This window comes from Rhizobium sophorae (assembly GCF_013087515.1).
GTDB classification, from domain to species: Bacteria; Pseudomonadota; Alphaproteobacteria; order Rhizobiales; family Rhizobiaceae; genus Rhizobium; species Rhizobium sophorae.
In genome coordinates this window covers 50,260-71,112 of the sequence record NZ_JABFCN010000019.1, presented here as the reverse complement: position 1 = coordinate 71,112, position 20,853 = coordinate 50,260, and the positions used below count along the sequence as shown (strand labels likewise).

13 protein-coding genes and 1 pseudogene are annotated in these 20,853 nt (G+C 61.5%); 3 read left to right on the top strand and 11 right to left on the bottom strand.

Annotation, left to right across the window (positions count from 1 at the left end):
• Positions 1-298 precede the first annotated feature (298 nt).
• From G9X64_RS11610 to G9X64_RS11595, 4 genes are all read right to left on the bottom strand, one after another.
• On the bottom strand, positions 299-2,653 hold the full coding sequence (locus tag G9X64_RS11610; RefSeq protein WP_168312096.1) for a transglycosylase domain-containing protein: 2,355 nt from the start codon (positions 2,651-2,653) through the stop codon (positions 299-301).
• Between the two features lie 210 nt (positions 2,654-2,863).
• Positions 2,864-3,085, bottom strand: coding sequence for a hypothetical protein (locus G9X64_RS11605; protein ID WP_168312097.1), 222 nt, complete (start codon positions 3,083-3,085; stop codon positions 2,864-2,866).
• A 541-nt stretch (positions 3,086-3,626) separates the two neighbouring features.
• The gene (locus G9X64_RS11600) at positions 3,627-4,289 is read right to left on the bottom strand and encodes an SH3 domain-containing protein (RefSeq protein ID WP_168312098.1); all 663 of its coding nucleotides are present in this window, start codon (positions 4,287-4,289) and stop codon (positions 3,627-3,629) included.
• Between the two features lie 387 nt (positions 4,290-4,676).
• Positions 4,677-6,065 carry a dipeptidase gene (locus G9X64_RS11595; RefSeq protein WP_168312099.1) on the bottom strand — a complete coding sequence of 463 codons (1,389 nt, stop codon included), beginning with the start codon at positions 6,063-6,065 and terminating at the stop codon, positions 4,677-4,679.
• A 214-nt stretch (positions 6,066-6,279) separates the two neighbouring features.
• Here G9X64_RS11595 and G9X64_RS11590 point away from each other — a divergent pair, with 214 nt between their 5' ends.
• A complete protein-coding gene (locus tag G9X64_RS11590) occupies positions 6,280-8,664 on the top strand; it encodes a bifunctional diguanylate cyclase/phosphodiesterase (RefSeq protein WP_171376581.1) in 2,385 nt (794 codons plus the stop codon).
• Positions 8,665-8,773: 109 nt separating this feature from the next.
• On the opposite strand, the gene G9X64_RS11585 is transcribed toward G9X64_RS11590, so the two are convergent.
• Entirely contained in the window at positions 8,774-9,190 is a 417-nt protein-coding gene (locus G9X64_RS11585) for a MarR family winged helix-turn-helix transcriptional regulator (protein WP_003583451.1), read from the bottom strand.
• A gap of 545 nt (positions 9,191-9,735) precedes the next feature.
• On the opposite strand from G9X64_RS11585, the gene polA reads away from it, so the two are divergent.
• Both polA and G9X64_RS11575 read left to right on the top strand, forming a co-directional pair.
• Positions 9,736-12,735 carry a DNA polymerase I gene (gene polA / locus G9X64_RS11580; RefSeq protein WP_168312101.1) on the top strand — a complete coding sequence of 1,000 codons (3,000 nt, stop codon included), beginning with the start codon at positions 9,736-9,738 and terminating at the stop codon, positions 12,733-12,735.
• A gap of 273 nt (positions 12,736-13,008) precedes the next feature.
• Complete coding sequence (locus tag G9X64_RS11575) at positions 13,009-15,354, top strand: DNA translocase FtsK (RefSeq protein ID WP_171376580.1); 2,346 nt, start codon at positions 13,009-13,011, stop codon at positions 15,352-15,354.
• Between the two features lie 36 nt (positions 15,355-15,390).
• Here the strand turns inward: G9X64_RS11575 and G9X64_RS11570 are convergent.
• The 6 genes and pseudogenes from G9X64_RS11570 to phnE (G9X64_RS11545) all read right to left on the bottom strand — a co-directional run bounded on the left by G9X64_RS11570 (position 15,391) and on the right by phnE (G9X64_RS11545) (position 20,809).
• Positions 15,391-15,896 (bottom strand): annotated as a pseudogene (locus G9X64_RS11570) (GrpB family protein).
• A gap of 19 nt (positions 15,897-15,915) precedes the next feature.
• Positions 15,916-16,512: a phosphonate metabolism protein/1,5-bisphosphokinase (PRPP-forming) PhnN gene (gene phnN / locus G9X64_RS11565; RefSeq protein ID WP_168312766.1), complete on the bottom strand. Its 597-nt coding sequence runs from the start codon at positions 16,510-16,512 to the stop codon at positions 15,916-15,918.
• Entirely contained in the window at positions 16,509-17,648 is a 1,140-nt protein-coding gene (locus G9X64_RS11560; protein ID WP_168312765.1) for an alpha-D-ribose 1-methylphosphonate 5-triphosphate diphosphatase, read from the bottom strand. The genes phnN and G9X64_RS11560 overlap by 4 nt, the downstream gene beginning before the upstream one ends.
• A gap of 13 nt (positions 17,649-17,661) precedes the next feature.
• The gene (locus G9X64_RS11555; RefSeq protein ID WP_168312764.1) at positions 17,662-18,357 is read right to left on the bottom strand and encodes a DUF1045 domain-containing protein; all 696 of its coding nucleotides are present in this window, start codon (positions 18,355-18,357) and stop codon (positions 17,662-17,664) included.
• A 119-nt stretch (positions 18,358-18,476) separates the two neighbouring features.
• Positions 18,477-19,829 carry a phosphonate ABC transporter, permease protein PhnE gene (gene phnE / locus G9X64_RS11550; RefSeq protein WP_168312763.1) on the bottom strand — a complete coding sequence of 451 codons (1,353 nt, stop codon included), beginning with the start codon at positions 19,827-19,829 and terminating at the stop codon, positions 18,477-18,479.
• Positions 19,829-20,809, bottom strand: coding sequence for a phosphonate ABC transporter, permease protein PhnE (gene phnE, locus G9X64_RS11545; RefSeq protein ID WP_168317256.1), 981 nt, complete (start codon positions 20,807-20,809; stop codon positions 19,829-19,831). Before phnE (G9X64_RS11545) ends, phnE (G9X64_RS11550) begins: the two co-directional genes overlap by 1 nt.
• Positions 20,810-20,853 lie beyond the last annotated feature (44 nt).

Genomic DNA, 20,853 nt, shown 5'->3' with positions numbered 1-20,853 from the left:
CGCAATCGTGATTGCGGTGATGCGGCGTATATAAGGAGCGGTTTTCTGGACTGCAAGGCGAGAAATGGCCCGGAATCCAGCAAAACGAATGTGTTGCATTCAATTTTTACAGTCGCCGGGAAAGAGGTCGCCCCATGTCCGGAATGCGGCCGATTTTTAGAGCATGTCGCGCAAAACTGCGCAGCCGTTTTGCGACAACGACATAGGTAAAACGAAGACCTGAAGCGCGAGGCGCGACTCCGAAAGATCGCGATGCGCTTTAGAGCATCGGGCTTGTGTCGGACATGCAGCAAAGATCTCACTGGCCCATGATCAGATCGAGCAGCGTCGTGCGCCGCGGCTGGACGGAAGAGGTTGTCTGCGCCCCTCCGACATCCCCAGGTGGCACCACGCCCTGATAGCCCGAACCGCCGCCTTCGGCAATGTCTGCGGGCGGAACCGGGCCATTGCCGGAGCTTGCCGCCTGCCGCCGGACAGGCGCTTGCGGATAACGATTTGCATTGTCGCTGCCGCCGAAGACGCCGGAAATGATGCCGCCGATCGTCGAAGGCGGCGCCTCGGCCGTCATCGGCTGCCCGCTGCCCAACTGCCCACCGCCCGTTTGTCCATTACCAGGGGCGGCCTCAGCCATCGGCTGACCATTGTTCGGATCGGCGATCAACTGGCCGTTGCCGAAGAGCGGTGCCGGCGAAAGACCCTTGTGGGCGGCGATCATGAATTCCTTCCAGGCCTTGGCGGGCAAGCCGCCGCCGGTCACCTTTTTCATCGGCTTGCCGTCGTCATTGCCGAACCAGACCCCGGTGGTCAGGTTGCTGGTGAAGCCGACGAAGAGCGCGTCGCGCGAATTCTGCGTCGTGCCGGTCTTTCCCGCCGCCTGCCAGCCGGGGATCTTGGCGCTCTTGCCGGTGCCGTTGTCGATGACGCCCATCATCATCGCATCCATCTGGGCGGCGATCTGCTCCGAGAGAACACGAGGCGGGCTGTCATAGGTATTTTCGTAGAGAACCTTGCCCTCGGCCGTCGTCACCCGGCGGATGACGTGCGGCGTCGCCTTGTAGCCGCCGTTCATGAAGGCGGCATAGGAGGCGGTGAGTTCCATCAGCGACACCTCGGACGTGCCGAGCGCGATCGAAGCGTTCGGCTGCAGCTCGCTTTCGATGCCGAGCCGGTGGGCAAGCTTGATCACCTGATCCGGCCCGTCATACATCACCAGCTGGGCGGCCACTGTGTTCAGCGACTTGGCAAGCGCGGTCGCCAGCGTCACTTCGCCATTGTATTTTTTCTCGTAATTTTCGGGCGTCCAGTCGCCGATCCGGATCGGCGCGTCGTTGAACACCGAATAGGGCGTCAGTCCCTTCTCGAGTGCTGCAGCATAGACGAAGGGCTTGAACGAGGAACCAGGCTGGCGTTTGGCCTTGACGGCGCGGTTGAACTGGCTCGTCGCATAGTCCCGGCCGCCGACGAGCGCCCGGATCGCGCCGGTGCCGTCGATCGAGACGAGGGCCGCCTGCGAGGCGTCGAGCTTGCCGCCCTCCTTGTCGAGTACGTCGACCAACGATTGCTCGGCCTTCTTTTCCAGCGACTTGTCGATGGTCGTATCGACGATGACGTCTTCCTTGACGTCGCCGATCAGCCCCGGCAGCTCGTCCATCACCATGTCGGCGACATAGTGCCCGGCGCCGGACCAGTAGCTCTTGGCCGAAGCCGGGGTCTGCGACATCGCCGTCTTGACCTCGGAATCGGTGATGAAGCCCTGTTCGCGCATCGCCGCGAGCACGAGCTGGGCGCGTGCATTCGCAGCTTCCGCATCGCGGGCTGGTGAGAGCCGCGACGGCGCCTTGAGCAGGCCGGCCAGTACCGCGGCCTCGCCAAGGTTTACGTCACGCGCCGATTTGTTGAAGTAGCGGCGTGAGGCTGCCTCGACGCCATAGGCGTTCGATCCGAAGAACACCCGGTTGAGATACATGGCAAGGATCTGGTCCTTGGTATATTTCTGCTCCAGCCAGAGCGAGAGCAGCACCTCCTGCACCTTGCGTTCCAGCGTTCTCTCTGGGGAGAGGAAGAGGTTCTTGGCAAGCTGCTGCGTCAGCGTCGAGCCACCCTGGACCATGTGGCCAGCCGCGAGATTGGTCACGATCGCCCGGCCGAGGCCGAGCGGATCGACGCCGAAATGCGAATAGAAACGCCGATCCTCGATGGCGATGACGGCTTCCGGAATATAGGGAGACATGTTTTCGAGCGACAGCGCCTCGCCGCCGGTGGCGCCGCGATTGGCGATGACGCTGCCGTCGACGGCGGTGATCTTGACGTTCGGCGGCCGCTCCGGGATCGCCCATGTGCTGGCGCTCGGCATGCGCGACCCATAATAGACCACGAGCCCGGCAACGCCGATGCCGGCCCAGATGAAAAGCACGACGCACCAGTAGACCATGCGGCGCATAAAGCCGAAAAACCCGCCGCCTTCACGCTCCCGCGGCTCGCGCCGCCGCCGGGGGGCGGCGCGCTTCGGCGGGGGGGTCGAGCCGCCGCGGCGCTGAGATCGGCCTCCGGCGATGCGATCGTCGGCATCGAGCGAGAATTCGTCATCGTCGCGTGCCGGGCGGCCGCTGAAGGAGGGTTCTATTCTGTCGCCTGATCTGCCTCTGCCTGCCATCGCGGACCGGTCACACCCCATGTTCGATCGCGAAGCCAGCTTCGCATAACGGTGCCCTTCTCCAGCGCCGCGCGTCTTTTCAGACGCGCAAAGGACGCTGGAGCACTTTGAGGGCCGCCGTGATCATCCGACTGAACTGTAAATGCGGCGATTTAACGGGGTGTTAATAATGGAAAGCAAAGCAGATCGCGCCGGGCGACGGCACTATCTTCAGAACTGGCGGGCTTCGTAATCGTCGAGCGTTTCCGGGTCCTGCTTATATTCCCACTCGCCCAGATGAAAGCGCCGCCAGATTTGACCGGAAGGGTTGAGGCTCGCCCCATCGGTGAGACGCACAGGCAGGATGGGGTTGTGTTTATGCCAAACGGTAACATCTGTGGCGGCTGCCCGAGGGCCGAAAAGCCCGAAGAAAGCCAGGTAGCCTTGTGTCATCAGGGTCCAGCCTCGAACGGATCAAGATCGATCCGCAACTTCACAAAAATGCAATAAAGCATCCCGCAAAACAAGAGCATCGCGGTGGCCTCACATCAAATTGTCGGTGACCGTATTCGAGAATCGACGCTTCCCCGGCGGCTCCTGTCTAGCGCTCGCCGGCCAAGCTGCACGCCTCATGAAAAAAAGACCTGAAGTGCGTCACGTGAATCACTGATGATACGACGCATTTTTCAGTGCAGCGCGTCTTTTCGAGAGACATAAAGAAGGCTGTAACACATTGAATTGCCGCATAGTGTTCCTCAAATCAGGTCCGTTTCAAGGAATTATGCAGCAGGCGGAACCAATAGGCTTTGCGATTGTTTATGAAGAAGCGGGACAGCCCCTCACGTCCCGCGAATGATCGGCCGTCTCCCCTCAACGCGTGCCGATCGACATCAGGCCCGGTGCATCCCTCCCAAGGGAGCGCCGGGCTTTTTCTTGGGTGTTTTCCCTTGGCTTCAAGCCTCTGAATGGGACGGCGCTACGTCCCCTTTCCGTTTCATTCGTCGCAGGAGGGATCGCCGGGGCGGCAATCAAAATTCCCGCGGTCCGGCCTGCGATCATCGCCTCTCCGGTCGTCCCTCTGCCGTTCACCTCTTTGCCGATCGTCCCTTTGACGATCGTCCCTTTGATTGTCGTCGCGCCAGTCACGATCGCGGTCGCGCCCATCTCGGCCGCCATCCCGCTCGCGCCAGTTACGGTCGCGATCCCGGTTATCCCGATCGCGATCCCGATTGTCGCGGTCGCGGTAGTAATAATCCGGGCCGCGGCTCCAGCGGTCACGATCGCGATAGAAATCACGGTTGCGGTAATAGCGGTCCCAATAACTGTCGACGCTGAAGCGAATCATCGGAATGCCGAGCGGACGGTAATATTGCGGGCCGACATAGACGCGGCGCTGCTGGTAGAGGGCCTGGACATACTGGCCGGAAACCCAGCCGCGGCCGCCGTAGAATTCGACGTCGCACCAATTGACGTCGGAAAGGCATCCGCGGATCTCGACGGAAGAACCGGCCGGGATGACCGCGACGGCAGGATATCGGGTGCTCGGACCGGCACGCATATTGACGTTCGCCGTCGAGTAGCCCTCGGCAGCCTGCGCCATGGCGGGAGCCAGCATAAGCATGCCGGCGGCTGCGATTTTAACAAAGAGATTTTTCACGCTTCTCAGTCCTTGTTGGCACGTTTTTCAGGCAGCGCTTGGCCGCGTTTCCTTGGCATATGCCATTGAAACAAAAGATAGAGCGATCGCCGAGCTGTGTCAGAGCGTTATCATTCGTCTTATCTTTCAATGGCTTATATGTCGCCCGCGATGAACGCAGCTTGAACGGCGAATGTCTGTCAGCGCCTTGGAGCCGCGCGTGGTGCTGCCGGTTCTGTTAACGGTTCGTTAACCTTTCGGCGGCAATCTCGTTGCAATACCCGCTTGCTCCTTGACCACGGATGAACTGGCACTGAGATGAGCGGATGACGAAAGGCCGGGTCGAACCGGCCTTTTTGTTATTGCGATTTTGCGTGGCGCATCTTGATGGAAGCCGCGCCTTTTCCTTCATGCAGCGAGCGCCTGAAGAATCCGCACCCAGGAGCGAATGCCCTTGTGGTAGGAGGCGAGCTCGTATTTCTCGTTCGGCGAGTGGATGCGATCGTCGCTGAGGCCGAAGCCGACGAGCAACGATTCCATGCCGAGCATCTTCTGGAAATCTCCGACGATCGGGATCGACCCACCCATGCCGATGACGATGGCGGGTTTCGGCCACTCGTCGGAAAGCGCGTTCTTCGCCTTGGTGAGAACAGGCGAATCATAGGAAAGATGAATCGCAGGCGAGCCGCCATGCGGATGGAACTCGACCGAGCAATCAGCGGGAATCTTCGCACTGATATAGCTGCGGAACGCCTCCCGAATGGCAGCCGGATCCTGCGTTCCGACGAGTCGGAACGAAACCTTCGCCGAAGCCTTGGCGGCGATCACCGTCTTGAAGCCTTCGCCGGTATATCCGCCCCAGATGCCGTTGATTTCGGCGGTCGGCCGCGCCCAGGTGAGTTCCAGCACCGAGCGGCCTTTTTCACCCGATGGAATGGAAAGGCCGACTTCGCCGAGGAAGCTCTCCGCGGTCTTGCCGAGCGTCTCCCATGAGGCCTTGATGTTGTCAGGCGTTTCCTCGACGCCATCATAGAAGCCGTCAAGCGTGATGCGGCCCGTCTCGTCATGCAGGCCGGCAAGAGCCTCGACGAGAATATGGATCGGATTGGCGGCCGCGCCGCCGAAGAGACCGGAATGCAGGTCACGGTCGGCGGCCGTCACGACCACTTCCTCGCCGACGAGGCCGCGCAGCGCAGCGGCGATCGCCGGCGTGTCGCGGTCCCACATGCCGGTATCACAGACCAGCGCATAATCGGCCTTGAGTTCGGCGGCATTGGCTTCGAGGAAGGGCTTCAGGGACGGCGAGCCGGATTCCTCCTCGCCCTCGAAGAGGATGGTGACGCGGCAGGGAAGCGCGCCGTTGATCTCCTTATAGGCGCGGCAAGCCTCGACGAAGGTCATCAACTGGCCCTTGTCGTCGGAGGTGCCGCGGCCGGTCAGGATCTTGCGGCCCTCGCCGACATCCTTGATCGATGGCTCGAAGGGATCGTTTTCCCAAAGCTCGATCGGGTCGACCGGCTGAACGTCGTAATGGCCGTAGAAGAGAACATGCGGCGCATCGGCGGAATCGCCGGCATGGTGAGCGACCACCATCGGATGGCCGGGCGTATCGCGCACCGAGGCCGTAAAGCCGAGCGTCCCGAGGTAGGCGACGAGCCATTCGGCAGCCTTTCGGCATTCGGCTTTATAGGCGGGATCGGTGGAAATCGACTGGATACGCAGAAGCTCGAACAGCTTTTCGAGGCTCGATGGAAGGTTCTGGTCCGCGCGCGCAAGCACCTGGCTTACATCGGTCATTTTCGACTCCTTTTTGAAATTCGGCCGGACGATAGACCAAACCAGAAAAGCAGGCGAGGCGGAAAAACAAAAAATCGGCGGCGCGAAAGACTGGCGAGACATGGATTAATATCAGCAAGATTTGCTGGATAATATAGAAGAGAATTCTAATTCAATTTACAGTTATTTAGCATAACCTAAATAACATGACCGAATTCAGCTGTGGGAGGGGCAGATGTTTTCGGTCATTACATGTATTCGCGACAACCACGATTGGCGGCTGGTGCTTGCCGCCGCCGCGGTCTGCCTGGTCGGCGCTATCGCGGCTATGCTGCTGCTTTCCCGCGCCCAGGAATGCGATGCCGGGCGGCGCAAGCTCTGGATCAGTGCCTCGGCTTTCGCTTTCGGCACCGGCGTATGGGCAACGCACTTCATCGCGATGTTGGCCTATGACGGCGGCATGCCGATCGGCTACCAGCTGGGCCTGACGACGCTTTCTTTCCTCCTGTCGGTTGTCGGTTCGTGGGCGGCGATCCTCGTCGCTTCGGAAAGTCGCGGCAGGTTTTCTCGCATCCGCGGCGGCGTCCTGATGGCGCTCGGCATCGCCTCCATGCACCTGACCGGCATGCAGGCGATCGAAACGCAGGCGGCAATCCTTTATGATCCCTTCATGACGCTGAGTGCAGTTCTCGCAGGAGCGCTGTTGTCGAGCGCCGCCTTCCACGCCTTTTTCCAATTGAAGGGACTGAGGCGGTTCCTCGCCTCGTCAATCACTTTCGTCCTCGCGATCTGCGCTCTCCATTTCATCTCGATGGCTAGCATCACGCTCGTGCCGGATCCCGGCAAAGAGGTTCCGGCAACGGTGCTCGACGCCAGCCTGCTTGCTGCGATCGTCGTGGTGGCGGCGACGGCGCTCATTCTGATTGCGCTCGCGGTGGTCTTTATCGAAAGCCACCTGACGGATCTGAGGGGGCTCGCGAATGCCTCACAGGAAGGGCTCCTGATCCTGCGGGAAGGCAGGATCATCGATGCCAATGAACGCTTCCAAGGGCTTTCCGGCTGGAAGCTTGCCGGTCTTGCCGGCAAGGCGCCCTCGGCTGTTTTGACCGCTGTTCAGGGGACTGGGCAGAACAGATCCAGCGAGACTCTGCTCAACACCAGGAACGGCAGGGAGGTCGCCGTCGAAGTGACCGCGAGCAGGATCGTCTATCGCGGGCACAATTGCGAGGTGCTGGCGGTGCGTGATCTCACCGAGCGCAGGCAGGCCGAGGAGATGATCGAGCATCTCGCCCACCACGATGTGCTCACCGATCTGCCGAACCGGTCGCTGTTCGATACCCGCATCCGGCAGGCGCTGCAGATGGCCGAACGAAAGAACAGCGAGGTTGCCCTCTTCTATCTCGACCTCGATCGATTTAAGGCCGTCAACGATATCTTCGGTCATGCCGAAGGCGACCGAATTCTTCGCAAGGTCGCCTCGATCCTGCGCCGCGTGGCCGATGAGAGCGATACGATCGCCCGCCTCGGCGGCGATGAATTCGCCATCATTCAGCCCGCCGGGCAGCAGCCGGCGGCGGCGCAAAAGCTTGCAGTGGCAATCCTCGACGAATTCGCCGCCGAGATGGACACCGCGCGCGACCCGACCGCCGTCGGCGTCAGCGTCGGCATCGCACTCTATCCCGCGGATGGCGCTGCTGCTGAAGAACTCTGCAACAATGCCGATACGGCACTCTACCGCGTCAAGCATGACGGTCGCGGCAAGGTCTGTTTTTTCGACGCGGAAATGGATAAGGCGGCACGGAACCGCCGCCAGATCGAAAGCGAACTGCGCCATGCGATCATCCGCAACCAGATCCATGTCGACTATCAGCCGATCCTCGATGCGCTGAGCGGCGAGATCGGCGGCTATGAGGCCCTGATGCGCTGGAACCGGCCAGGTCACGGCTTGACCGAGCCCGATATCTTCATCCCGATCGCCGAGGAAAGCGGCTCGATCGTCCAACTCGGCGAATGGGTGTTGCAGCAGGCCTGCAGGGAGGCTGTGCGCTGGCCGCTGCCGTTGATGATCGCCGTCAATCTCTCGCCGGTGCAATTCATGCTGCCGAACCTCTGCGAGCGGATCGAGGCGATCCTCGACGAAACCGGGCTTGCGCCGAGCCGGCTGGAACTCGAGATCACCGAGGCGGCGCTCATTCGCGATCGCGACCGGGTGATGACGACGCTGCTGCGGCTGCACAAGCTCGGCGTGCACATCGTCATGGATGATTTCGGCACCGGTTTTTCCTCGCTTTCCAACCTGCGTTCATTCCCTTTCGACAAGATCAAGGTCGACCGCAGTTTCACCGGCGTGCTGGAACATGATGCGGCGGCGCGCTCGATCGTGCGCGCCATCATCGGCCTTGGTCACAGCCTCGGCATGCCTGTCGTGACGGAGGGCGTTGAAACCGAGATGCAGCGCCGGATCGTCGTCGAGGAAGGCTGCGCGCAAGTGCAGGGCCTTTTACTCGGCAAGCCGGATATCGAGCCGAGCATCAAGCGTGCCGCCCAAGAAAACGTCCTGACCGCACAGATCGAAACCGGCGTGTCCTCGTTGCGACGCGCACAGCGTGCCGGCGAGTGATCTTACAGCGCCGCGCGTCTTTCAGACGCGCAAAGGACGCTGGAACACTTTTGGACTGCTGCATAATTTTATCCTTAAATCGATTCCGATTTAAGGAATTATGCAGTGATCAGAGCGCCTTGGCGTTTTCCAGAAGCCGGCGGATATATTCAAGCGTCAGCTCGCGCTCGAAAACCCGAAAACCTTTAAACAGCGCAAGGTCGGCCTCCCGCGCGGTCTCGATCGCCTCGGCCTCCATGGCGCGGGCCTTCGGCGTCAGGAAGAGCAGTTGCGCCCGCTTGTCGGATGGATGCGGCCGGCGTTCGATCAACCCATCGCGGACCATGCGCGAAAGCGTATTGGCCATGGTTGCCTGCTCGATATCGACCCGCTCGAGAAGCTGTTTCTGGGTCAGCCCGTCCTCGGCCCAGAGTTCCAGCAGAATGGGGAACTGCCCTGGAGAAAAACCGAGCCCGACCGCGCGCTGGTGCAGCGAGCGGGCAAAACCCTTCGCCAGCTGGCTGGCAAGGTAGGCTCCCGAATCCATGCGGTTAAATCCCATGATTGCAAGTTAGGCTCAAAACCATGCCGGAGACAATGCAGCAAATCGCATACGATGCTCCTAAACATGCAAGCGGCGATCAGAATTTCGAGTGCCTCGAAAAAACAAAAGCCGCCATGGCCTGGAGGTTGGCCACGGCGACTTTAAAGTGGGGACAAAGGCCCGGAGAGGGGGATAAGGCCTTTGTCCAAGCCTGACGCGGCGGGGGACAAGCCGGTAATCAGACCCGCGACGCAATCAAGCGCCGGTGACATGGATTTGTGGCTCAGAATGTGGTTTTTCAAGGGAGGGCAATCGTTACAAATCGGTAACAGTTTGGTGAGCCGGAATCCCTGCCGCACAATTCCTGAGATCGGAATCGATGGAAGGACAAAATTATGCAGCAACGCCAAGTGCTCAGCGTGCTTTGCACGTCCGAAAAGACGCGCGGCGCTGTGTGACGCTCCGAACGCCACAATCCTTTTTGCGCGCCGAACTTTATGCCGAACTCCGTATGGACCTCGTCCCATGCCCGCGCTATCCATGCACGCATGAAAAAAGGCGATCACCTCTTCCTAGTCGATGGTTCCGGATTCATCTTCCGGGCGTTTCATGCACTGCCGCCGCTGACCCGCAAGACCGACGGCCTGCCGATCGGCGCCGTGTCCGGTTTCTGCAACATGCTGTGGAAGCTGCTGAGGGATGCGCGTAATACTGATGTCGGCGTGACGCCGACGCATCTTGCCGTCATCTTCGATTATTCCGCCAAGACGTTTCGCAAGGATCTTTACGACGCCTACAAGGCGAACCGTTCCGCCCCGCCGGAAGAGCTCATCCCGCAATTCGGCCTTATAAGAGAGGCGACCCGCGCCTTCAATCTGCCCTGCATCGAGACCGAAGGCTTCGAGGCCGACGACATCATCGCCACCTATGCCCGCCAGGCCGAAGCGACCGGCGCCGATGTCACCATCGTCTCCTCCGACAAGGATCTGATGCAGCTCGTCAGCCCCAATGTCCATATGTATGACAGCATGAAGGACAAGCAGATCGGCATTCCCGATGTCATCGAGAAATGGGGCGTGCCGCCGGAAAAGATGATCGACCTGCAGGCGATGACCGGTGATTCCGTCGACAATGTTCCCGGCATTCCCGGCATCGGCCCAAAAACCGCCGCCCAGCTGCTCGAGGAATACGGCGATCTCGATACGCTGCTCGAACGCGCCACCGAAATCAAGCAGGTCAAGCGCCGAGAGACGATCCTCGCCAATATCGACATGGCCAGGCTCTCGCGCGACCTCGTGCGGCTGCGCACCGATGTGCCGCTCGATCTCGATCTCGACGCGCTGGTGCTGGAACCGCAGAACGGCCCGAAGCTGATCGGCTTCCTGAAAACGATGGAATTCACCACGCTGACGCGCCGCGTCGCCGAAGCTTGCGATTGCGATGCCGGCGCCATCGAACCGGCGATCGTCCGCATCGAATGGGGTGAGACGGCCCGCGGACCGGATCTCGATGCGGCCGAACCCGAGCCCGTTGCCGGCGGCATCCCCGACGTCTCGGGCGAATCCGTGCCGGTGCCGCCGCGTGCCAAGGCGAAGACCGTCGTCGAAGGCGCCTTTTCGCCCGCCGATCTTGCCAAGGCGCGGGCCCAGGCCTTCGCGACGCTGCCCTTCGATCATTCGGCCTATGTCACGATCCGCGATCTGGCGACGCTCGACCGCTGGATCGCCGATGCGCGCGCTACCGGCCTCGTTGCTTTCGATACCGAAACCACGTCGCTGGATGCGATGCAGGCCGAACTGGTCGGCTTTTCGCTGGCGATCGCCGACAATACCGCCGATCCCACCGGCACGAAGATCCGTGCCGCCTATGTGCCGCTCGCCCATAAGAACGGCGTCGGCGATCTGCTCGGCGGCGGCCTTGCCGACAACCAGATTCCCATGCGCGATGCCCTGCCGCGGCTGAAGGCATTGCTGGAGGACGAATCCGTTCTCAAGGTCGCCCAGAACCTGAAATACGATTACCTGCTGTTGAAGCGCTTCGGCATCGAGACGAGGAGTTTCGACGACACGATGCTGATCTCCTACGTGCTCGACGCCGGCACCGGCGCGCACGGCATGGACCCGCTCTCGGAAAAATTCCTCGGCCATACCCCGATTCCCTACAAGGACGTGGCGGGCAGCGGCAAGGCGAACGTCACCTTCGATCTGGTCGATATCGACCGCGCCACCCACTATGCCGCCGAAGATGCCGACGTGACACTGCGCCTCTGGCTGGTGCTGAAGCCCCGCCTGGCGGCAGCAGGGCTGACCAGCGTCTATGAACGGCTGGAGCGGCCGCTGTTGCCGGTACTGGCGCGCATGGAAGCGCGCGGCATCACCGTCGACCGGCAGATCCTGTCGCGCCTCTCCGGCGAACTGGCCCAGGGTGCAGCAAGGCTCGAGGACGAGATCTACGTGCTGGCCGGGGAGCGCTTCAATATAGGCTCGCCGAAGCAGTTGGGCGACATCCTGTTCGGCAAGATGGGCCTTGCCGGCGGCAACAAGACGAAAACCGGGCAATGGTCCACCTCCGCGCAGGTGCTCGAGGATCTGGCCGCCGCCGGCTTCGAGCTGCCGCGCAAGATCGTTGATTGGCGTCAAGTCACCAAGCTGAAATCCACCTATACCGACGCGCTTCCCGGCTATGTCCATCCGGAGACCAAGCGGGTCCACACCTCCTATTCGCTGGCATCGACGACCACGGGGCGCCTGTCTTCGTCCGAGCCGAACCTGCAGAACATTCCGGTGCGCACCGCAGAAGGCCGCAAGATCCGCACCGCTTTCATCTCGACGCCTGGGCACAAGCTGATCTCCGCCGACTACAGCCAGATCGAACTGCGCGTGCTTGCCCATGTCGCCGAGATCCCGCAGCTGACCAAGGCCTTCGAAGATGGCGTCGACATCCACGCCATGACGGCGTCGGAAATGTTCGGCGTGCCGGTGGAAGGCATGCCGGGCGAGGTGCGCCGCCGCGCCAAGGCAATCAATTTCGGCATCATCTACGGTATCTCGGCCTTCGGGCTCGCCAATCAGCTTTCGATCGAGCGTTCGGAAGCCGGCGACTACATCAAGAAGTATTTCGAGCGTTTCCCCGGTATCCGCGATTATATGGAAAGCCGAAAGGCCATGGCGCGCGACAAGGGTTATGTCGAAACGATCTTCGGTCGCCGCATCAACTATCCCGAAATCCGCTCTTCCAATCCATCCGTGCGCGCCTTTAACGAGCGTGCGGCGATCAACGCGCCAATCCAGGGCTCGGCTGCCGACGTCATCCGCCGGGCGATGATCAAGATAGAGCCGGCGCTTGTTGAAGTCGGCCTTGCCGACCGTGTCCGCATGCTGCTGCAGGTGCATGACGAACTCATCTTCGAGGTCGAGGACGAGGATGTCGAAAAGGCGATGCCGGTCATCGTCTCGGTCATGGAAAACGCCACCATGCCGGCGCTGGAAATGCGCGTGCCGCTGAGGGTCGATGCCCGCGCCGCCAGCAATTGGGACGAGGCGCACTAAAGCATGTCGCGCAAAACTGCGAAGCGGTTTTGCGGACAACGACATGCGTGCAAATAAAGCCTAAAGCGGCAGCAGCGATCTGAAAGATTGCGATGCGGTCAGAGCGCCTCCCAAAATTGGCAAAGATTTTTCTCGCCGCCAGAACTCATTGAAAGTGCAGCGATTTACCCAAAGGGGCCGTATCGGAACGATACGGCAGGAAGGAACTTATTAACCTTCCTTTTCTATCCCGGTAGGGTCGTAATTTGCAAAGCATGAGTGAGTAGCGGACGCATGCGTTTTCCCAGAACCAATTTGACGGATGCCGGAGATTTTTCCAGCGAGATTGAAACGGACCTTCCGGAGGAAAACCCAGGGGAGAAGCCGGCGGCACCCATCTGGCAGAGCAACTTTTCCCTCGCGCCGAACGTCCGTTTCACCCGCACGCCGGAAACGCTGATCAGCAGGCGGCGCGCGCCGAATGAGCCCGTTCGCGATGATTCGCAGATTGGACAGCAGGCGATACGGATAGAACCGGTTGCCGTCGATGTGCCGTTCGATATCTATCTGCCGGAGCCGGACGAGATTTCCGTAGCACCGCACAGGATCGAACTACAGCAGTCACCTTTGCTTGACGAGCCCGGCGCGCCGGCTTTCCGCGCCAGCGCCGAGCTTTCCTCCATTTCGGATTTCGCCTTCTGGGAAGTCATGGCCTTCGAAGAGGCGGAGCCGGTTCGCGCCCCGCCCTTGATATCCTTCCCGAAGACCGAGACCTCGCCCGAATCGATCACATCGCTGTTCCGGATCATGGAATGGCGCCCCGGCCGGCCGGCCCCCGCTCCCGTCGTCTCCCGCCCGGCCCCGCAGCCCGCTGCGGTCTCCGCGAAGGTTGCCATGCGCCCTGCGGCCGCAATATCCCTCGAAAAGCCCAGGCGCATTCCTGTCGAGGCACCTGTCGTGCCCGCACCTCAGGCGGCGCCAATCTCTCAGCTCGCGGCAGCTCCTCACATTGCATCAGCACCTCAGGCCGCGCCGGTGCCGCAGCGTACGCCCCCCGTCGCCGCGGTCCTGCCGTCGCCGCGCCTGGCCGCGAGGCCCGAAAGGATCGACGCATCCGGCTATGAATTCCCGCCGCGCGCCCTGTTGCAGGAGCCGCCGGAACGCCTCGGCGAGATCATGTCGCAGGAGACGCTGGAGCAGAATGCCGGGCTTCTGGAAAGCGTGCTGGAAGATTTCGGCATCAAGGGCGAGATCATCCATGTCCGTCCCGGCCCCGTCGTCACCCTCTATGAATTCGAGCCGGCGCCAGGCGTGAAATCGTCGCGCGTCATCGGCCTTGCCGATGATATCGCCCGCTCGATGTCGGCGCTCTCGGCCCGTGTTGCCGTGGTCCCCGGCCGCAACGTCATCGGCATCGAATTGCCGAATGTCACGCGTGAAACCGTTTATTTCCGCGAGATGATCGAGAGCCAGGATTTCGAGAAGAGCGGCTACAAGCTGGCGCTCGGCCTCGGCAAGACCATCGGCGGCGAGCCTGTCATTGCCGAACTCGCCAAGATGCCGCATCTGCTCGTCGCCGGCACCACCGGCTCCGGCAAGTCTGTCGCGATCAACACGATGATCCTGTCGCTGCTCTACCGCATGACGCCGGAACAGTGCCGCCTGATCATGGTCGATCCGAAGATGCTCGAGCTGTCCGTCTATGACGGCATCCCGCATCTGCTGACGCCCGTCGTCACCGATCCGAAGAAGGCGGTCATGGCGCTGAAATGGGCCGTGCGCGAAATGGAGGAGCGCTATCGCAAGATGTCGCGCCTCGGCGTGCGCAACATCGACGGTTACAACGACCGCGTGGCCCAGGCCCGCGAAAAGGGCGAGACCATCCATGTCATGGTCCAGGTTGGCTTCGACAAGGGCACCGGCACTCCGATCGAGGAAAGCCAGGCGCTGGACCTGACGCCGATGCCCTATATCGTCGTCATCGTCGACGAGATGGCCGACCTGATGATGGTCGCCGGCAAGGACATCGAAGGTGCGATCCAACGCCTCGCCCAGATGGCGCGCGCCGCCGGCATCCATCTGATCATGGCGACACAGCGTCCGTCGGTCGACGTTATCACCGGCACGATCAAGGCGAACTTCCCGACCCGCATCTCCTTCCAGGTGACCTCGAAGATCGACAGCCGTACCATTCTCGGCGAGCAGGGCGCCGAGCAACTGCTCGGTCAGGGCGATATGCTGCACATGCAGGGCGGCGGGCGGATTTCCCGTGTCCACGGTCCCTTCGTCTCGGATGTCGAGGTCGAAAAGGTCGTTGCTCATCTGAAGACGCAAGGGCGCCCCGAATATCTCGACACCGTCACCGCCGACGAGGAGGAAGAGACGGAAGAGGAAGAAGGCGGCGCCGTCTTCGACAAGAGCGCCATGGCCTCCGAGGATGGCAACGAGCTTTACGAACAGGCGGTCAAGGTCGTCATGCGCGACAAGAAATGCTCGACTTCCTATATCCAGCGCCGCCTCGGCATCGGCTACAACCGCGCCGCCTCATTGGTGGAACGCATGGAAAAAGAAGGCCTCGTCGGCCCGGCCAATCACGTCGGCAAGCGCGAGATCGTATCGGGACGGGGCGACGGCGAGTAATCGCCGCCGGCCAGGGCGTCTGACGGATTCCTTTTTTTACATCATCGAGGCAGCCAGCCGAACCGTCTCGCTGACAAACTCGGTCTTTCCGCCGGTATAAAAATCCCAATCGCCGTCTGCCTCCGCAGCCAGCCGGCGTTTCAGATCGGCATAGGCCTTGGCCCTCTCTCGGGGTGATCCCTGATATAATCGCGAAACAGCATGCGGTCCCGATGCGCGCGATTATTGGGCCCGCAAAGATAGAGCCTGAACCCATAACCGTCATGATCACGGGTGAGGGCCCATCGTTGCTCTCCAGTATCGCCGTGGAAGACGAAGTCGGCAGCGCGCACGATCTCGATCGCCGCTGGCAGGAAGGCGTCTGATATCATCACGGCAGCAAGGTCGATCTTCGGCTTGGCCGGCAGGCCAGGCACCGACGTGCTGCCGATATGATCGATGGAAAGCAGACGGTCACCGAGCAAGGCAGAGACTTCGGTGCTGATCTCGGTAAACAGCCGCGGCCAGGAAGGATCATAGTCGACGACCTTGATGGCGCGCATACCCTTCCTTTCGATCTGTTCAGGGCGCCTTGGCCAGCAATCCGTCCAAAATCTCGATCATCTTCTGCTCGGCCTCTTCGAGCGAGCCGCTATTGTCGAGCTCCACCACGTCATATTCACCACGCACCGTCAGCGGTCCGCGGGCAAGCCGGGCCATGATATCCTCATGCGTCTCGCGTCCGCGCGCCTCCAGCCGGCCGGCAAGCACCTCGGGGCGGGCGGTGACGTTGATGACCTTCAGCCGCGGGAATGCGGCCTGGAAACGGTGAAGCGCCGAGCGTGAACCGTTGGCGACGACAATGTGGCCTCGCGAAAGCGCCACCGAAACCTCGGCCGGAATGCCGTATTTCAGGCCATGCGCTTCCCACCAGACGGCGAAGGAGCCTGACTGCTCCATAGCGGCAAAACCTTCGAGGGAGACGGAAAGATGATCTTCGCCGCCGGCGTCACGGTGACGGGTGATGACGCGGCGGACGAAATGCACCTCGTCGCGGCCCTTGAAACGCCGGGCCGCGAGGTTCATCAGCGTGTCCTTGCCAGCGCCGCTCGGTCCGACGACGACGACCATGATGCCGCGCTCGGCTCCGGCTCCTGCGTGGGGTTCGTGCGACATCATGCGACACGGCGTCCTTGGCGCCAGACCGAGCGCGTCACCGGCACGCCATGCGAACGGTGGACGCGGACAAGATCGGCGCGCAGCCCCGTTGCGACCCGGCCGCGGTCATCGAGGCTGACGGTGCGGGCGGGCGTCGACGTCACCATGGCGATCGCCTTCGGCAGGCTGATGCTGTCGACTTCGTCGGCGAGGATGAAGGGCGCATGCAGCAGGCTGAGCGGCACGTAGTCGGAGGAAAGCACGTCGAGCACCCCCATCTCGGCAAGGTCGCGGGCGGCGATATTGCCGGAATGGGATTTGCCGCGCACGATGTTCGGCGCGCCCATCAGCACGCTCATGCCATGTCCGTGCGACGCCCGGGCGGCGTCGAAGCTGGTGGGAAATTCGGCCAGGCGCACCCCGTTGTCGATCGCCTCGTCGACATGCGAGAGCGTCGCGTCGTCATGGCTTGCCACGGTGATGCCGCGCTCGGCGCAGACCTTGGCGATGGCATTGCGGTGCGGCGTCGAATTGCGCGCCGATTCTGCCTGGCGCTTGGCGACGAAACGGGCGAAGGCCTCGTCGCTCAGGCCGCGCTTCTTCTGGTAGTAGAAAATATATTGATCCATCGTCTGGAACTGACGCTGGCCGGGCGCATGATCCATCAGCGAGACGAGCCGCACATGCCGGTCGTTTTCGAAATCGGCGAAATGTTCGAGCACATTGTCGGCCGAGACCTCGCAGCGCAGGTGGATGAGGTGCTCGGCGCGCAGCCTGCCTTCCGTCTCCGCCGACTGGATGGCATCGGCCATCTCGCGCATCTCGCCGTGTTCGAAGCCGCCGTCTTCGTCCGCCCCCATGCGCAGGCAGTCGAACACTGTGGTGATGCCTGAGGTGACGATCTGAGCGTCATGCGCCTGAACCGCGGCGGTCTTGTTCCAGCGAATGCCGGGACGCGGCTGGTAATGGCCTTCGAGATGATCGGTGTGCAGCTCGACGAGGCCTGGAATAACGTAGTCGCCTTCGAAATCTTCGCCGGCTACCGAGTTGCCCTCGGAGATGTCGGCGATCTTCCCGTCGCGAATGAGGATCGAGCCCGAGAGGATGTCGTCCTCGAGAACGATGCGGGCGTTGGAAAACACGGTCTCTTTGCTCATAGCGTCAGGTCTTTCAGCGTTTGGCGCCGGCAAGCGGCAGCCAGGAATGAACTTTGAACGGGGCGCCGCGCGTCTCCTCGATGAAGACGGCAAGGCCGGAAATCGAAAGCGGCCGGCCGGTAAAATCGGCAAACTGCTCGGTCAGGATCGCCTTCATCACCTCGGCGCGTGTCTCGGGCACCTGGCCGGTCAGCGTCATGTGAAAGCCGAAATCCTCCATGACGTAAGGGTAACCCCAGCGCTGCAGATGGGCGCGCTGGCTGTCGCTGAGTTTCTCCGGGTTGCGCCGCGCCATATCGGCCTCGGAAAGCGCTGCGCGGAACGGTTCGAATGACCTTACCACCTTCGCGGCGAAATCCTGAAGAGGTTGATGATGAGAACCGGGAACGAGGGCAAAAAAACGGCCGAGCTGGCCAAGCACGAGTTCAGGAATCTCGAAGGCTTGCGTGCGCTGGGCAAAATCCTCGGCAACGGTCATGAGATCTTTCTCGGTGACCGAGGAGGCGAGCGAAAACGGCGCCTTGATCGTTGCGTGAAAGCCGTAGCGGCGGGGGTCGGCGGTCAGCTCGAATTGTTCTGCAGCACCCAACTGCTCATGGTCCGGTGCTGGATAGGTCTCGCCGGTGAAGGCATTGCGGCCGAGCCAGAGCGAGGCCGCGCCGGTCAGGGGATCATCCTTCGGCGGCGAGAAATAGAGAGCGTAGCGCAAGGCTTTTATCCTGGGGATCGTCCAAACGGGGAGCGCACAGTGCAGTGATTTGGCGGCGAACCGCAAGCAGGCTCCCGGCTAAAAGATTTCCGTGACAGAATGATGATGGCGTCAATTCGTCAGTGGCCCTTTTTTCCCATCACGCGCGAACGCAGCGCATTCGAGAGATTGTCGAAGGCGAAGACCACGAGGAGGATCAGCAGGACCATATAGGCGACTTTGTCCCAGTCCGAATTGGTCTTCATGGATTCGAGCAGCTTGAGGCCAATGCCGCCCGCACCGACGGCGCCGATGACGGTCGCCGAGCGGGTATTCGATTCCCAGAAATAGAGCGATTGCGAGATGAACACCGGCAGGACCTGGGGGATGACCCCATAACGTTGGACGGCCACCGGTGCCGCACCGACCGATTTCACGCCCTCACGCTGCTTATCGTCGATGTTCTCAAGCGCTTCGGCATAGACCTTTCCGAGCGCGCCCGTATCGGTGAAGAAGATAGCCGCGATGCCCGGAAGCGGCCCTGGGCCGAAGGCACGGGTGAAGAACAACGCCCAGATCAGCATGTCGATCGAGCGCAGGAAGTCGAAGAGCCGCTTCGTGGCCCAGTTCGCAGCGCGGCTCCGCGTGATGTTGCGTGCGGCGACGAAGGCGAGCGGGAAAGCGACCAGCGTGCCGAAGAGCGTACCGACAAAGGCCATGACCAGCGTCTGCATCAACTTCGACAGGATGTCGCCATGCTGCCAGCTTGCGTTGTTCAGGAAGTTGTCCAACGCCAGCGAGGCATTGGACTGGTTCGGATCGAGCCGTTCACCGGAGAACATCAGGCCGACGACCTCAGGCAGGTTGCGGCCCCAGAAGGGCGAACGCGTATCGAAGAAGAAGTTTGCCCAGCCGAGAAAGCGGCGCTGGACGTAGACCTGGCTGGTACGGATTTCCGCCTGTCCAGCGAAGCCGTAATAGACGTTCACCTTGTTGTCGTCCTGCGCCATCTGGGCGGGCGCATCGGACGGCAGGGAGGCTCGATCGCGGGTAATGGTCACGGGATAGAGCTTGCCGTCGATATAGACGTCGACGTGGCTCGGCGTCACTTCCAAGCGGTCGCCGTCGCTGCCGAAGGTGACGGTGTATCGGCTGCCATCGGCATTGGGTTTCAGCCAGTTGATATCGCCGCCCTCGGGATACTGGCGGCGGCTCGTCCATTGGGGGACGACCTGATCGTTCTGGAAACGCAGGCGCGGCTGGGCGCGCCAGGAATACCAGTCCTGGACATAGATCGCCGCGCGGTCCCAGTTGCCGTTCACGAAGGTGGGGATGACGTTGAAGAAGGCGAAGCAGAAGGCTAGGTAAACGAAGACCGCAGCTGAAATGAGGAGCAGACCCCAGCGCTGCATGAAGCTGCGATGGAAGACGTCCGGATAGGCGGACAGCAGGCGGTTGCGCTCGGCAGCGTTGATGGTCGGAACAGAGGACATCACGCCGCTCCCCGGCCAAATTCGAAGGACTGCTTGCCGATCAGCCGGCGGCGCAGCCAGGCCGAGAACTGGTCGACGCAAATGACGGTGATCAGCAGCAGGATGATGATCGCATAGGTCTTGGCAGCATGGTCGCGTCCGATCGACAGGCTGAAGACCTCGCCTATGCCGCCGCCGCCGACGGCGCCGATAATGGTCGAGGCGCGCACGTTGATCTCAGTCCGCAGCAGCGTGTAGGAGACGAAGTTCGGCAACACCTGCGGCAGGATGGCGAAGCGCACGCGCTCCAGCCAGCCGGCGCCGGCGGCGCGCAGGCCTTCATCCGGCTTCATGTCGGCATTCTCGACGACTTCGAAGAACAACTTCCCAAGCGCGCCGACAGTATGGACCCATACCGCGATGATCGCCGAAATCGGACCGATCGACAGGATCGCGGCGAGAAGACCGGCGATGACGATTTCCGGGAAGGCGCGCATGATTTCCATGATGCGCCGCACGACCCAGCGCGTCACGCCTGCACCGACCAGATTGGTGGAAGCGAAAAAGCAGAGCAAGAACGCGCCGCTCGCACCGAGAATGGTGGAGACGATGGCGATGTTGAGCGTGATCGCGAGCTGGTAGAAGAAATTCGGGATGTAGAAACTATCGGTGATCCAGACGCGGTCGCTTGTATAGTCGTATTTGATCGAACCGTCGGAGAAGGGCGACGGCAGGTCGAACATGGCGCGGAAAATCTCCAGCGGACTGTCCGGCACGAAGCTCTTCATGAAGTCGAAGAAATAGGGAAGGCGCTCGAAGAACTTGCCCGAATTGGCGCTGTTGGCGAAATCGAGCGAGGCGCCGAGGATGATCAGGAAGACCACGATTGAAACGACGGTATAGATCCGCCGCGTTCGAACCTGGCTCTGATAATGATCGAGGATGGTGCGGGAGCTCTCCTGCAATCCGCTCAGAGAGTCCGCGCCGGCCGAGTGCGCCATATGTGGCTTCCTTCCTGAAAAACGGCGGCATCATCATGATGCCG

Bases quoted from the DNA above. Each gene is read 5' to 3' on its own strand.
- G9X64_RS11610 (WP_168312096.1), bottom strand. From the start codon at position 2,653: ATGGCAGGCAGAGGCAGATCAGGCGACAGAATAGAACCCTCCTTCAGC.
- G9X64_RS11605 (WP_168312097.1), bottom strand. From the start codon at position 3,085: ATGACACAAGGCTACCTGGCTTTCTTCGGGCTTTTCGGCCCTCGGGCA.
- G9X64_RS11595 (WP_168312099.1), bottom strand. From the start codon at position 6,065: ATGACCGATGTAAGCCAGGTGCTTGCGCGCGCGGACCAGAACCTTCCA.
- G9X64_RS11590 (WP_171376581.1), top strand. From the start codon at position 6,280: ATGTTTTCGGTCATTACATGTATTCGCGACAACCACGATTGGCGGCTG.
- G9X64_RS11585 (WP_003583451.1), bottom strand. From the start codon at position 9,190: ATGGATTCGGGAGCCTACCTTGCCAGCCAGCTGGCGAAGGGTTTTGCC.
- polA (WP_168312101.1), top strand. From the start codon at position 9,736: ATGAAAAAAGGCGATCACCTCTTCCTAGTCGATGGTTCCGGATTCATC.
- G9X64_RS11575 (WP_171376580.1), top strand. From the start codon at position 13,009: ATGCGTTTTCCCAGAACCAATTTGACGGATGCCGGAGATTTTTCCAGC.
- phnN (WP_168312766.1), bottom strand. From the start codon at position 16,512: ATGATGTCGCACGAACCCCACGCAGGAGCCGGAGCCGAGCGCGGCATC.
- G9X64_RS11560 (WP_168312765.1), bottom strand. From the start codon at position 17,648: ATGAGCAAAGAGACCGTGTTTTCCAACGCCCGCATCGTTCTCGAGGAC.
- phnE (WP_168312763.1), bottom strand. From the start codon at position 19,829: ATGTCCTCTGTTCCGACCATCAACGCTGCCGAGCGCAACCGCCTGCTG.
- phnE (WP_168317256.1), bottom strand. From the start codon at position 20,809: ATGGCGCACTCGGCCGGCGCGGACTCTCTGAGCGGATTGCAGGAGAGC.